This window comes from Bradyrhizobium sp. SMVTL-02, from assembly GCF_051853005.1.
GTDB lineage: Bacteria > Pseudomonadota > Alphaproteobacteria > Rhizobiales > Xanthobacteraceae > Bradyrhizobium.
The window spans coordinates 5,994,750-6,008,229 of record NZ_CP182469.1; the positions used below are offsets into that span (position 1 = coordinate 5,994,750).

General features: G+C 65.0%; 14 protein-coding genes. 3 read left to right on the top strand and 11 right to left on the bottom strand.

All coding sequences use genetic code 11. From position 1 onward, the window contains the following. Window positions 1–15 precede the first annotated feature (15 nt). The 9 genes from ACNJYB_RS28695 to ACNJYB_RS28735 all read right to left on the bottom strand — a co-directional run bounded on the left by ACNJYB_RS28695 (window position 16) and on the right by ACNJYB_RS28735 (window position 8,495). Complete coding sequence (locus ACNJYB_RS28695) at window positions 16–1,053, bottom strand: patatin-like phospholipase family protein (RefSeq protein WP_439369905.1); 1,038 nt, start codon at window positions 1,051–1,053, stop codon at window positions 16–18. Further along, the gene (locus tag ACNJYB_RS28700) at window positions 1,050–1,979 is read right to left on the bottom strand and encodes a polyphosphate kinase 2 family protein (RefSeq protein ID WP_439369906.1); all 930 of its coding nucleotides are present in this window, start codon (window positions 1,977–1,979) and stop codon (window positions 1,050–1,052) included. The genes ACNJYB_RS28695 and ACNJYB_RS28700 overlap by 4 nt, the downstream gene beginning before the upstream one ends. Further along, on the bottom strand, window positions 1,939–2,958 hold the full coding sequence (locus ACNJYB_RS28705) for a branched-chain amino acid ABC transporter permease (RefSeq protein WP_439369908.1): 1,020 nt from the start codon (window positions 2,956–2,958) through the stop codon (window positions 1,939–1,941). Before ACNJYB_RS28705 ends, ACNJYB_RS28700 begins: the two co-directional genes overlap by 41 nt. Beyond that, complete coding sequence (locus tag ACNJYB_RS28710) at window positions 2,955–3,836, bottom strand: branched-chain amino acid ABC transporter permease (RefSeq protein ID WP_439369910.1); 882 nt, start codon at window positions 3,834–3,836, stop codon at window positions 2,955–2,957. Before ACNJYB_RS28710 ends, ACNJYB_RS28705 begins: the two co-directional genes overlap by 4 nt. 5 nt (window positions 3,837–3,841) lie before the next feature. Next, a complete protein-coding gene (locus ACNJYB_RS28715; RefSeq protein ID WP_439375669.1) occupies window positions 3,842–4,546 on the bottom strand; it encodes an ABC transporter ATP-binding protein in 705 nt (234 codons plus the stop codon). Further along, window positions 4,546–5,316 (bottom strand): ABC transporter ATP-binding protein, encoded by a 771-nt coding sequence (locus ACNJYB_RS28720; RefSeq protein ID WP_439369911.1) that lies wholly within the window; start codon window positions 5,314–5,316, stop codon window positions 4,546–4,548. Before ACNJYB_RS28720 ends, ACNJYB_RS28715 begins: the two co-directional genes overlap by 1 nt. Window positions 5,317–5,328: 12 nt before the next feature. Beyond that, window positions 5,329–6,639, bottom strand: a complete 1,311-nt coding sequence (locus tag ACNJYB_RS28725) for an ABC transporter substrate-binding protein (RefSeq protein ID WP_439369912.1) — start codon at window positions 6,637–6,639, stop codon at window positions 5,329–5,331. A 94-nt stretch (window positions 6,640–6,733) separates the two neighbouring features. Next, the gene (locus tag ACNJYB_RS28730) at window positions 6,734–7,441 is read right to left on the bottom strand and encodes an NUDIX hydrolase (RefSeq protein WP_439369913.1); all 708 of its coding nucleotides are present in this window, start codon (window positions 7,439–7,441) and stop codon (window positions 6,734–6,736) included. A 28-nt stretch (window positions 7,442–7,469) separates the two neighbouring features. After that, entirely contained in the window at window positions 7,470–8,495 is a 1,026-nt protein-coding gene (locus tag ACNJYB_RS28735) for an ABC transporter substrate-binding protein (RefSeq protein WP_439369914.1), read from the bottom strand. A 138-nt stretch (window positions 8,496–8,633) separates the two neighbouring features. Between ACNJYB_RS28735 and ACNJYB_RS28740 the strand changes: the two genes are divergently transcribed. After that, entirely contained in the window at window positions 8,634–9,083 is a 450-nt protein-coding gene (locus tag ACNJYB_RS28740) for a cupin domain-containing protein (protein ID WP_439369916.1), read from the top strand. 163 nt (window positions 9,084–9,246) lie between these two features. Here the strand turns inward: ACNJYB_RS28740 and ACNJYB_RS28745 are convergent, their stop codons facing one another. Together ACNJYB_RS28745 and ACNJYB_RS28750 are read right to left on the bottom strand one after the other, a co-directional pair. Beyond that, window positions 9,247–10,035, bottom strand: a complete 789-nt coding sequence (locus tag ACNJYB_RS28745; protein ID WP_212376374.1) for an ABC transporter permease — start codon at window positions 10,033–10,035, stop codon at window positions 9,247–9,249. Further along, window positions 10,035–10,853 carry an ABC transporter ATP-binding protein gene (locus ACNJYB_RS28750; protein ID WP_439369917.1) on the bottom strand — a complete coding sequence of 273 codons (819 nt, stop codon included), beginning with the start codon at window positions 10,851–10,853 and terminating at the stop codon, window positions 10,035–10,037. Before ACNJYB_RS28750 ends, ACNJYB_RS28745 begins: the two co-directional genes overlap by 1 nt. A gap of 278 nt (window positions 10,854–11,131) precedes the next feature. On the opposite strand from ACNJYB_RS28750, the gene ACNJYB_RS28755 reads away from it, so the two are divergent. Both ACNJYB_RS28755 and ACNJYB_RS28760 read left to right on the top strand, forming a co-directional pair. Continuing rightward, window positions 11,132–11,914, top strand: coding sequence for an ATP-binding cassette domain-containing protein (locus tag ACNJYB_RS28755; protein ID WP_439369919.1), 783 nt, complete (start codon window positions 11,132–11,134; stop codon window positions 11,912–11,914). Next, window positions 11,911–13,467, top strand: a complete 1,557-nt coding sequence (locus ACNJYB_RS28760) for a glycine betaine ABC transporter substrate-binding protein (protein WP_439369920.1) — start codon at window positions 11,911–11,913, stop codon at window positions 13,465–13,467. The genes ACNJYB_RS28755 and ACNJYB_RS28760 overlap by 4 nt, the downstream gene beginning before the upstream one ends. Window positions 13,468–13,480 lie beyond the last annotated feature (13 nt).

The window sequence follows — 13,480 nt, forward strand, 5'->3', positions numbered from 1 at the left end:
TGCCGGCTCAGCGGCCTAAAGAAACATGTCTGCCAGGTCGACCGTCGAGGACTTTCCGATCTGGTCGAAGTTTCGCGCCAGCCAGCTTCGCGCCGCGTCGCGGCCTTCGTCGCGCAGGCGACACAATAGGCTCCATTCGGGATGGAATTGCGTGGCCGTGCCGAGTTGCGACATCAACAGGTCGTTGCCGATCCAATGCATGTACATGCGGCTATGCCTGTCGCTGTCGAGCTCGCCGTCGTCGATCAGCCGCGTGGCGAAGGCGATCGCGCGCATCTCGCGCATCAGGGACGAATTGAAGCTGATCTCGTTGATGCGGTGCAGGACATCGGCCGCACTGGTCGGCAGCTCGTTGCGCCGGATCGCCGTGACCTGCACGATGATGACGTCGTGACTGCCCTTGCGGTAGATCAACGGAAAGATCGCGGGATTGCCGAGATAGCCGCCATCCCAATAATGCTCGCCGTCGATCTCGACCGCCTGGAAATAGGGCGGCAGGCAGGCCGAGGCGAGCACGGTTTCCGCCGTGAGATGCGGACTCTGGAACACCTTGATCTTGCCGCTGCGGACGTTGGTGGCGTTGAGAAACAACTGCGGCGCCTCGGGCGAGGAATTGAGCTGGTCGAAATCGACCACGCGCTGCAGCAGCGCGCGGAGCGGATTGAAATGAAAGGGATTGAGCAGGTTCGGCGGCAGCGTGTGCGTCAGCGTGTGGATGACGGCGTGGACCGGATGATATTCCGGCGGCAGCTTCAGGGCCTGGATCCACTGGTTCAGTGGCGACATCAAATCGTACGCCATGTCCATGCGCGACACTTCGTACCAGAATGCATGCAGGCTCTCCCGCGCCGCCTCCGCGCCTCCGTGCGCCATGCCGGAGGCCATCGCGACCGCATTCATGGCACCGGCACTGGTGGCGCTGATCGCCTCGATCGCGAGCCTGCCGTCCTCGAGCACCTGGTCGAGCACGCCCCAGACGAAGGCGCCGTGCGCGCCGCCGCCCTGGAGCGCGAAGTTGACGTTCTTGCAATTCGTGGTCGTGTGGGCTGTCACTTTGCTTTCTTCTTGCCTCCCGTCCCCTCTTTCTCCAGCGCCTTGCGCACCTGCTCGAACTCTTCCAGCGAAGCCTTGTCGGCACGGGGGAAGCGCAGGTCGAGCTTTTCCAGCGCGGCATTGATCACCGAGCCGATCACGACGCGGGCGAACCATTTGTGATCGGCGGGCACCACGTACCAGGGCGCCTGCGGCGTGGAGGTGTGCCGGACGATGTCCTGGTAGACCGCCTGGTAGCGCGGCCACAGCGCGCGCTCCTTGATGTCGTCCATGGAGAACTTCCACTGCTTGGCCGGATCCTCTAGGCGGTCGAGAAAGCGCTCGCGCTGCTCGTCCTTGGAGACGTTGAGGAAGAACTTCAGCACCACGGTGCCGTTGCGGCAGAGATAGCGCTCGAAGGCCGAGATGTCCTCGAACCGCTCCTTCCAGATGTTCTTGGTGACGAGCTTTGGCGGCAGCTTCTCCTTGGCGAGGATCTCCGGGTGCACCCGCGTGACGAGGCACTCTTCGTAGTGGGAACGGTTGAAGATGCCGATATGGCCGCGCTCGGGCAGTGCGATGACGTGGCGCCAGAGGAAGTCGTGGTCGAGCTCCTTGCTGCCCGGCGCCTTGAAGGCCCTGACTTCGCAGCCCTGCGGATTGATGCCCTCGAAGATCGCCTTGATCGCACTGTCCTTGCCGGCCGCGTCCATGGCCTGGAACACGATGAGCAGCGACCAGCGGTCCTGGGCGTAGAGCTTCTCCTGGAACTCGATCAGCTGCTTCTTGTTGGCGTCGAGAATCGCCTGCGCATTCTCCTTGTCGAGATCGCCCTTCTCGTTGGTCTTGTGGTCCTTGAGGTGAAACTTGCCCGAGCCATCGTAGCGAAATGGCGTGATGTAGCGGTCAAGTTCCTGGGCGAGGGATTTGGACGGCTTCTTGCTCATGAGCGCGGGGCACCTTGCGTTGCGGCTTCAGTCGGTCGAGCAAGCTACCAAGGATGCCCTTGGGAAGGAATATGATGAAGAGCACGAGCAGCACGCCGTAGACGAGGTTGTCCCAGCCGACCGCCTTGGTGCCGAAGCCGATGCGCAGGGTCTCGGCCAGGAGGATGGTGATGATGGCGCCGACGGTCGGGCCGAGCGAGACGAACAGACCGCCGACGATCGCCGCGAACACCATCTGCAGCGACACCGCGATGCCGCTGACCGTGTCGGGGGTGATGAACATCTGGTACTGGCAGTAGATCGCGCCGGCGAGCGCCGTCATCAGCGCGCTGAGCAGCGTGATCTTCAGCTTCTCGGCGGTGACGTCGACGCCGGCCGCGGCCGCGGCGTCCTCGTCCTCAGAAATCGCCTCCAGCGCATAGCGGGCCATGCTGCGGTCGACCCAGTGCCAGACCACGATGCCGAACAGCCACACCGCGAGCGCGATCAGATACCAGGTTGTCTTGTCGTCGAATTGCAGCGCCAGCAGCCTGTTGCCGGACGCGCGGTTCGGGGTGTAGCCGAGCGAGCCGCCCGTATAGTCGCGCGTTGCCGTGATCACCTGGAGCACGATGCCTGACAGCGCCAGCGTCACCAGCACGAAATAATGCCCGGTGATGCGGAAGCGGAAGCAGGGATAGCCGACGATCATCGCCAGCGCGCCGGCCGCCGCCATGCTGATGGGAATGCCGATCCAGGGCGACAGTCCGAGGTGATTCCACAACAGCGCGGTGACGTAGGCGCCAATGCCCATGAAGCCGCCATGCCCGAGTGAGACCAGGCCGAACCGCCCCATCATTGACCACGATGTATAGGCGAACGACCAGATCAGGATCAGCACCAGGATGTGCAGATGATAGGGATCGCGATAGACGAAGGGCAGCGCGACCAGCGCCGCCAGCCCTGCCCCCCATGCCGCAAGCCGCCCCTGCCCCATCATCGGCGCCTCGCAAGCAGGCCCGCGGGCCGGATGAACATCATGACGATGAAGAAGGCGAAGGCGAGCACGTAGCCCCATTCGAGGTCGGAGAACAGGCCGCCGAGCGAGATGATCTCCGCGAACAGGAAAGAGGCGATGAAGCCGCCGATGAAGTTGCCGAGCCCCCCGAGCACGCAGATCAGGAAGGTGATCGGCCCGAAGGAGAGGCCGACGAAGGGATGCACGTCGTATTGCAGCACCAGCAGGCACGCCGCGAGGCCGGCGAGCGCGCCACCGAGCGCGGAGGTGATGAGATAGATGCGCCTGGTGTCGACGCCCATCAATGCCATGATCTGCCGGTCCTGAGAGATCGCGCGGATCGCGGTACCGGTGAAGGTGCGCGTCATGAAGAGATAGACGGCGACCATGCCGACCAGCGCGGCGACGAAGGACAGCAGCCGCGCGTAGCTGAAATTCATGTCGCCGAAGGCGAGCACCGGCAGGCGGATGCCGAGATTGCGGAAGTCGATGCCGAAGGCGACGGTGGCAAAGCTCTGCAGCACGAACAGCACGCCACCTGTCGCGAGCAGCTGGTTGATCGGAGGTGCTGTCAGCAGTCGCGCGATGACGAGGTAGTGCAGCGCCGCGCCAAGCACGGCGACCAGCAGGACGGTGAGCGGGGCGGCAACGAAATAGCTGACGCCGTAATACTGCACCATGAAATACATGGCATACATGCCGATCATCACCAGCTCGGCGTAGCAGATCCAGGTCACGTCGATGACGCCGAAGATCAAATTGAGCCCGAGCGCGAGCAGCGCCAGCACGCCGCCGAGCAGGATGCCGTTGATCACGGCCTCCAGCAGGTAGATGTCGAAAATGTCCAGGAACGCCTGCATGCCCATCACACCCCGAGATACGCTTCCTTGACCGTGTCGCTCGCCAGCATCTCGGCCGAGGTGCCGGACGCGCGGATCGTGCCCGCCTCGATCAGATAGGCACGATCGACCACCTTCAGGACCTGCTGCACGTTCTGCTCGACGATCAGCACGGTCAGCCCGCTGGCGCGGATCCGCTTCACCAGCTCGAACACCTGCTGCACCACGACCGGCGCCAGTCCTGCCGACGGCTCATCGAGCAGCAGCAGCTTCGGATTGGACATCATCGCGCGGCCGATCGCGCACATCTGCTGCTCGCCGCCGGACATCGTTCCGGCCATCTGGTGGCGGCGCTCCTTCAGGCGCGGGAACAGGTCGAACACGATCTCCAGCTGCTCGGCGTAGTGCCCTCGCGCCTCCTTCATGAAGGCGCCCATCTTGAGGTTGTCGTCGACCGTGAGCTGGGGAAAGAGCCGCCGGTTCTCCGGCACATGCGCAATGCCGAGGCTGACGATCTTGTGCGCCGGCGTCGCGATGACGTCGACGCCCTCCATCTTGATCGACCCGCGCGAGGGACGGATCAGCCCGGAAATGACCCGCATCAGGGTGGTCTTGCCGGCGCCGTTGGGGCCGATGACGCCGACGGCTTCGCCGGCCTTCACGTCGAGATTGAGGTCGAACAGCGCCTGGAAGGTGCCGTAGCCGGCATTGACGCCGCGAAGCTCCAGCATCATTGCCCTCCCGCGCGGCGGCGCGCTTCGGCGGCCGCGGCCTGCGTGGTCTCGGCGTCGGTGCCGAGATAGACCTCGATGACGCGCGGATCGCCGGCGACCGCGCTCGGCAGGCCTTCCGAGATCTTCTCGCCATGATCGAGCACCATGACGCGATCCACGACGCGCATCAGGACGCCCATGATGTGCTCGACCCAGATGATGGTGATGCCGAGCTCGTCGCGGATGTTGCGCAGCATGTCGGCGGCCTGGTCCATCTCGGCCTCGTCGAGGCCGCCGAGGCTCTCGTCGGCGAGCAACAGCTTTGGCGCGGTGGCGAGCGCCTTCGCAAGCTCGAGCTTCTTCAGCCCCGCAGCGCCGAGGCCATCGACGCTGGCATGGCGATCGGTCGGCAGGCCGACCATCGCCAGCGCGCGCTCGGCCGCCTCCTCGGCCTTGATGCGGCTGTGGCGTCCCTGGCCGTAGAAGCCAGCGAGCGCGACGTTCTCGAAAATGGAGAGGCGGCGGAACGGCCGCGGAATCTGGAAGGTCCGCCCGATGCCGCGATTTATGATCCGGTGCGGCGCAAGGCCTGCGATCTCGTGGCCGGCAAACAGGATCGAGCCCGAGGTCGGGGCCAGCGTGCCGGAGAGCATGTTGAAGATCGTGCTCTTGCCCGACCCGTTGGGACCGATCAGGCCGAGGATCTCGCCCTGGTCGAGCCTGAACGACACGTTGTTCACGGCGGTGAAGCCGCCAAACCGCTTCACCAGCCCGCTGACTTCCAACACCGGAGCGCTCCGCTATTGGTTGCTGTAGGTGGTGCCCTTGGGCAGCGGCAGCACGGCTTCGCGCTGCGCCTGGCTCTTGGGCCACACCACATGGGACTTGTCGTCGAGATACTGGATCACGACCGGGAACGAGCGCTCGTTCTGGCCCGCCATCGGCGTGCCATCGCCGTAGAACTTGACGCCGAAGCCAAGCATGGTGCCGCCCTCGGGAATGTCGGTATCGAGTGCGGCCTTGCGCAGCGCGTCGGGATCGACCCCGCCATACTTCTTGATGGCGCGCGGCAGCACGTCGCTCATGAACACGTAGGTATTCGAGGCGCCGATACCGACATGGGCCGAGCGGATCGCAACGCCCGGCTTCAGCTTGTCGAACTCCTCGCCGACCATCTTGATGACGGCCGGAAGTTTCGGATCCATGGTCTTCTGGTTGGAGAGCCAGATCGAGATCGGATCGGCGTTGAAGATGTAGGTCGCGTCCGCACCCATGCCCTCCTTGAGCTTCTCATAGACACCGTAGCCGGCGCCATGCCCCATCAGCGCAGCGAATTTCAGGCCCTGCTCGCGAGCCTGCCGCAGTAGCAGCGTGATGTCCGGGTTGTAGCCGGTGTGGAAGATCACATCGGGCTTCGCACGCTTCAGCTTGGTGACGAGCGCCGATAGATCCGGCGCGGTGGCCGAATAGCCTTCCTTGAGCACGACATTGAAGCCGGCCTTCTTCGCGCCGGCCTCGTTGCCCTTGGAGACGTCGACGCCATAGGCGCCGTCCTCGTGGATGATGGCAACGCGCAGGTCCTTCGGCTCCTTGCCGAGCTTGGCGCTGGCATTCTGCGCGATGAAATCCATCGTCATCATGCCGAACTGGTCGCCGCTCGCCTGCGGGCGGAAGACGTATTTGTAGCCCTTCTCGTTGAACACGGCCGACGAGATGCAGGTCGTCATCCACATGAACTTCTTGAGCTGCTCGACGCGCGCGGCAACCGGCACGCATTGCGCCGAGGAGAAGAAGCCGAGCACCATGTCGACCTTCTCCTGCTCCAGCAGGCGGACGGATTCATTGATGGCGATGTCGGGCTTGCTCTGTGCGTCGGCGTAGACCGCCTCGATCTTGTAGCCCTCGACGCCGGACTTGGCGAAATGGTCGAGGATGATCTTGGTGCCGACATAGTTGAGCTCGGAGCCGCCCCCCGCGAGAGGCCCGGTCAGGTCGAAAACGACGCCGATCTTGATCTTCTCGTCCTGGGCCTCGGCCGTAGCCACCAAGCCCGTCGCTGATATCGCGACCACCAGCCCACGTACCAAGCGGGCAGCCATGCGCAGGCGCATCTAAACCTCCCTGGACGATTGTGCATTGCATTCTTGTTGCTTTTGCTTTTTTACCCATCACATGGGCTGCGCGCGGCGATGTCAAGCCTCGCGCTCAGCGCGAGGCGAACTGCTGCTCGACGAAGGCCGTGACAAATCGCGGCATGGCCGGCGTGAGATCGCTCATCCCGCGCACGAGATGAATGGCCGACAGTTCCGGCTCGGTCTCGCGCGCGAGGTTGGCCTCGATCCGGGCGCGGGCGACATCTCCCGGCATATTCAGGTTGAGGATCTGCAGCATTGCAATCGCGGGGCCGGTGACCACGCAATGCCAATCCGGCTCGGCCCGATAGTCGGCCGCGATCAGGCCGGTCTCCTCGGCGAGCTCGCGGGCGACGCTGCCGGGAATGTCGAGCGCGCCCTCCCTGACATCGTCGAGATCCGGCGTGCCCGAGGGGAAATAGATGCGGCCCGCATTGGCGGTGTGGGGCGCCATCTCGCCCATGATGAAGGCCCCGTCGGACGCGCGCAGCGCGCCCATGCCAAAGCCGTTGAACACGGCCTTGTCGGGAAAGCCCCAGTCGCGCCAGGCGAGGAAGCTTGCGAAATCGGTCTCGAAATAGGTCGCGGCAAGATGACCGTCGCTGAACACGGCATCGCGCCCGAGCAGGACGCGGCCGTTCCAGATCTTCGGCCGCTCCCGCTGCTTCTCGGCGAAATGCGCCGCGATCTCGGCGCGCCGTTCCTCCGCGAACGGCCAGACGATCGGCCGCACCGCAAGATCAAGCGTCGTGACGCGATGAATGACCGGTGGTGACGTCATGACGCCTGCTACCACGCCTTCGCGTCGGCTATTTGGCGCTGCCCGTGGTCTTCTTGGCCTGGTCGACGAATCTGTTGGTGAAGGTCTTGCTGACGTCGATCTTGGCGTTCGCCACCTCGGGCGAGCCGACGCTGAACACCGCAAGCACCGCGTCGGCTCCCTTCGGGTCCATCTTGCCGGTCTCGGAGAACATGGGAATCGTGTTCTTCAATGCGGCGAGATAGAGGTCCTTGTTCTTGCCGACCATCTCCTCCGGCATCTTCGCCATGATCTCCTCGGGCGAATGCGAATGGATCCAGGCGAGCGTCGCCAGGATCGCATTGGTCAGCGCCTGCGTCTCCTTCTCGTGGCCGTTGACCCACGCCACCGTCGAGTACAGCGCGCCACCGGGATACTCGCCGCCAAACGTCTCGAGCGTATCCTTCTGGGTGCGGGTGTCGCTGAGGATGCGCAGATCCTTGTGGCTGCCCTGGAGCACGGTCACGGAGGGATCGAGCATCACGGCCGCGTCGATCTGCCCCTGCTCCATCGCGGCGACCGCGGTGGCGCCAAGGCCGACGCCGATCACGGCGGCACTGGTGGGATCGAGCCCGTTCTTCTTCAGCATGTATTTGAGGAAGAAGTCGGTGGAGGAGCCTGGCGCGCTGACGCCGACCTTCTTGCCGGCGAGATCCTTGACCGACTTGATGTCGTTGGTGCGCGAGGGCGCGACCACCAGCACGAGGCCGGGATAGCGGTCATAGACCACGAAGGACTGCAGCTCCTGCTTCTTGGCCGCGAGGTTGACGCAATGGTCAAAATAGCCGGAGACGACGTCGGCGCTGCCGCCGAGCACGGCCTTGAGCGCATCCGAGCCGCCCTTGAGGTCGACCAGCTCGACATTGAGGCCGGCCTTCTCGTACTCGCCGAGTTGCTTGGCCAGCACCGTCGGCAGGTAGCACAGGCAAGAGCCGCCGCCGACCGCGACGGTGACCTTGCTTTGGGCTGCGGCAAGCGAGGTGGTGAGCGTCAGCACGAGCAGCGCGCCGGCGAGCCTTGCAATCGTGTTCTTCATTGGTTTCCTCCGTTCGGCCCGCGGCACCATAGAGCAGCGGGACTGGCTTGAGAAGCACTGCCTAAGTGGGCTGGCCATCGGCCTTTCGGCGCAATAGCATGGCTGAACAAGAACAATTCATGATGGGGAGAATGATCCATGAATCGCCTTGTTGTCGGGCTGTCGCTCGCCGCCGCCTTTGCCGCCGGGTGCGGCGCGAACCAGCTGCTTCGGCCGGCGCTGGCCGCCGAGAACATCACCGCACAGCTCATCCACACCGGCGAGATGGAGGGCGATGCGCTCGGCCCTGCCAACAATGTCGGCTTCCGGTCCAAGATGTTCGCAAGCGCCGACGGCGCCACCATCTCGATCCAGGTCGGCAACGTGCCCAAGCACATGCATCCCAACACCAACGAGATCCAGTACATCCTCGACGGGACCGGGACGATCTGGCTCGGCGACAAGGAGGTCACGGTCAAGCCGGGCGACCTCGTCATCATTCCGAAGGGCACGGCGCATGGCGGCACCAAGCCGATCAGCGGCCAGGTCAAGGCAATCGCCATCAAGACGCCGCCGCAGGCGCCCGACGACACCAAGCTGCTGGATTGAGCTCTTTCACCTCTCCCGCTTGCGGGAAAGGTCGGGCCGAAGGCGCGGGTGAGGGTTCTGTCCTCTGGGAGATTGTCCCATTGGGGAAACACCCTCTCCCCAGCCCTCCCCCGCAAGCGGGGAGGGAGCGTACCTAGCATTTGGCTCGCAATCAGAGTCTGATCTACCCGCGCCCATCCGACGCGGTCGGCCGCCACACCAGGAGACGCCGCTCGACCAGCGTGACGCCGTAATCGATCAGGATGACGAAGGCCGACAGCACGAACATGCCGGCGAACACGCCGGCGACGTCGAACACGCCTTCGGCCTGCTGGATCAGATAGCCGAGCCCCGCCGCCGATCCCAGATATTCGCCGACGACCGCGCCGACCACGGCGAAGCCGACCGAGGTGTGCAGCGAGGAGAACATCCACGACAGCGCCGACGGCCAATAGACGTGCTGCATCAGCTGCCGCTCGCTCATGCCGAGCATGCGGCCGTTGTCGAGCACCGTGCGGCTCACTTCCTTGACGCCCTGGTAGACGTTGAAGAACACGATGAAGAACACCAGGGTCACGCCGAGCGCGACCTTGGACCAGATGCCGAGCCCGAGCCACAGCGCGAAGATCGGCGCCAGCACCACGCGCGGCAGTGCGTTGACCATCTTGACGTAGGGGTCGAACACCGCGGCGACCAGCGGCTGGCGCGCGAACCAGAAGCCGACGAGGACGCCGCCGAGCGATCCGATCACGAAGGCGAGGATCGATTCCGCCAGCGTGATGCCCAGATGCTTCCAGATCACGCCGGACGCGAACCACTTCACGATCTGGCTGAACACGTCGAACGGATTGGAGAAGAAGAACGGCGGCAGCAGGATCTTGCCGAAGACGGGGACGGTCGACAGCACCTGCCACAACACGATGCACACGACCGCGACCAGGACCTGCAGCGCAAACAGCGTCGGGCGCGACATCAGACCGCCTCCGCCGCATGGGTGGACTGCGCGTATCCCTTCATCACCTCGTCCTTCAGCACGCTCCAGATCTCGCGATGGAGCGCGTGGAACTCCTTGTCGAGGCGCACCTCGAAGATGTCGCGCGGGCGCGGCAGGCTGACGCGCCAGTCGCCGATGATGCGCGAGGATGGCCCCGCCGACATGATCACCACGCGGTCGGCGAGCGCGATCGCCTCTTCCAGATCGTGGGTGACGAACAGCACGGCCTTGCGGTCGGCATTCCACAGGTCGAGCAGCAGGTTGCCCATGACCTGGCGCGTCTGCGCATCGAGCGGTCCGAACGGCTCGTCCATCAGCAGGATTTTTGGATCGCGAATCAGCACCTGCGCCAGCGCCACGCGCTTGCGCTGGCCGCCGGAGAGCATGTGCGGATAGCGGTTCGCGAAGGCCCCGAGGCCCACCGAGGTCAGCCATTTCCGGGCCTGCGGCAGCGCTCCAGTGCGCGGTGTGCCCTTGATCTCGAGCCCGATCGCGACATTGTCGAGCGCGGTCTTCCAGGGGAACAGCGCGTCGGCCTGGAACAGGTAGCCGGCCTCCCGGTTCAGCCCCGCGAGCGGCTGGTCGAAGATCCTGACGCTGCCGGCGGCCGGCTTGAGCAGGCCCGCGGCGACATTGAGCAGCGTCGATTTCCCGCAGCCGGTCGGGCCGACGATGGCGACGAACTCGCCCTGCGCGACCGTCAGATGCGCCTTCTCCACCGCCGTATAGACCCGGCCGTCTCCCAGGCGGAACGCGACCTTGGCATCTTCCAGTGCCACTGCCGTGGGCGTTGTCATGTGTTTCCTCCGAACTCAGGCCGATGCCTTAGCCTCTCGCGCGGTCAAGTTCAATCAAGCCGCCAAGCGTGCTACGCATGGGCTTGGCCGTGCTCTTACCCTCCCCTGGAGGAGGAGGGTCGGCTCACACGAGCGCAGCGAAATGTGAGACCGGGTGCGGTGACAGTCTCTCCACAGAGGCGGTGCCCGCGTGGACAGATCACCCCACCCCGCTCGCGCTGCGCGCGATCGGCCCTCCCCTTCCAGGGGAGGGCAAGAGAAAAGCGAGCCGAGCCGCGATGCCTTCCAAGTTGGCGATCAGCTACCAAACGGTCAGCAAGAGCTTCGGCTCCGTCACAGCCGTCGACGGCGTGTCGCTCGACGTTGCCGAGGGCGAGTTTCTGGCCGTCGTCGGCGGGTCGGGATCGGGCAAGACCACGCTGCTGCGGCTCGCGAACCGCCTGATCGAGGCCGATGGCGGCACGATCATGGTTGAGGGCGAGAACGTGCGGAATGTCGATCCGGTCGCGCTGCGGCGCCGGATCGGCTACGTCTTCCAGAGCGGCGGGCTGTTTCCGCACTTAAGCGTCGCCGACAATATCGGGATCACGCCAAGGCTGCTGGGCGAACCAGCAGCGGCGATCGCTGGGCGCGTCGACGAGTTGCTGGAGCTCGTGCAGCTCGACCGCGCATCGCATCGGGATCGTCTGCCCGAGGCACTCTCCGGCGGCCAGCGCCAGCGCGTCGGTGTGGCGCGGGCGCTCGCAGCAAGCCCTCGCATCGTGCTGATGGACGAGCCGTTCGGCGCGCTCGATCCCCTCACCCGCGATGCGCTCGGTGACGACTTTCGCGCGCTGCACCGCAGGCTCAGCCTTACCACCGTGATGATCACGCATGACATGACCGAGGCGATCCTGCTCGCCGATCGCATCGCGGTGATGCGCGGCGGAAAATTGCTGGCGCAGGGCACGCCGGCGGAGCTCTCGAGCAGCCGCGACGATTACGTGCTCGAGCTGCTGCGCACGCCGCGGCGCCAGGTCGAGCGGCTGAATGCCCTACTGCCGAAAAGCGGTGCGGCATGAGCGTCCTCTCCGATCCGCGCTGGGGCGAGGCGCTGTCGCATCTGCCCGATTATCTCGGCAACCATGTGCGGGTGAGCCTTGCCGCGCTCGCGCTTGGCCTCGCCGTCAGCCTGCCGCTGGCGATCCTGACACGCAACCGTCCGGCGCCGCGCGGCATCCTGCTCGCGCTCGCCAGCATCGTGCAGACCGTGCCGGGACTGGCGCTGCTCGCGCTGTTCTATCCGCTGCTGCTCCTTGCGGCTTCGGTCACGCTGGCCTGGTTCGGCATTTCCTTTTCCGCCTTCGGCTTCCTGCCGGCGATGCTGGCACTGGCGCTCTATTCGATGCTGCCGGTGCTGCGCAACGGCATCACCGGCCTCAACGGCATCGATCCGGCGCTGATCGAGGCTGCCAAGGGCGTCGGCATGACCGCACGGCAGTCGCTTGCGATGGTCGAACTGCCGCTGGCACTGCCGGTGATGATGGCGGGCGTCCGCACCGCGGCTGTGTGGGTGATCGGCACCGCGACGCTCTCGACGCCGATCGGGCAGACCAGCCTCGGCAACTACATCTTTGCCGGCCTGCAGACCCAGAACTGGGTGTTCGTGCTCTTCGGCTGCGTCGCCTCGGCCCTGCTCGCGCTCGCCGTCGATCAGCTGCTCGGCCTGATCGAGAGCGGCCTGCGACGCCGCAGCCGCTTGCGCAGCGGGCTCGGCGCGGTCGGGCTCGCGGCACTGGTCGCCGCGACGCTGGTGCCTACCATCGGACGCTCGTCGCAAGGCTATGTGGTCGGCGCAAAAACCTTCGCCGAGCAATATGTGCTCTCGGCGTTGCTGAGAGACCGCCTCCAGGCGGCAGACCTCTCGGCCACGGCGCGGTCGGGCCTCGGCTCCAGCGTGATCTTCGAGGCGCTGAAGGCGGGCGACATCGATCTCTATGTCGATTATTCCGGCACGCTCTGGGCCAACCAGCTGCATCGCAACGACATCAAGCCCCGCGCAGAACTGGTGGCGGAATTGAAGACGGCGCTCGCCAAGGACAACATCACCCTGCTCGGCGAGCTCGGCTTCGAGAATGCCTATGCGCTGGTGATGCCGAGGAAGCAAGCCGAGGCGCTCGGTATCCGCGACATCGCCGACCTCGCCTCACATGCCGCGACGCTGTCGATTGCCGGGGACTACGAATTCTTCTCACGCCCCGAATGGGCGGCGCTGCAGAAGGCGTATGGGCTGCAGTTCGGCGCTCAGCGCCAGATGCAGCCGGACTTCATGTATGCGGCGGTCGCCAGCGGCGAAGTCGACGTCATCGCCGGCTACACCAGCGACGGCCTGATCGCGAAATACGATCTCATAACGCTCGACGACCCCAAACACGCGATCCCGCCCTACGATGCCATCCTGCTGCTCGCCCCGAAGCGCGCAGGCGATGAGCGATTGCAGGCGGCGCTCAAGCCGCTGCTCGGCAAGATCGACATCGCCACCATGCGCGAGGCGAACTTGCGCGCCAGCGGCAATGACGCCAACTCCTCGCCTGATGTGGTGGCGAAGTGGCTGTTGGGAAAGATCAAGCAGTAGGTTCGCGGCAGGT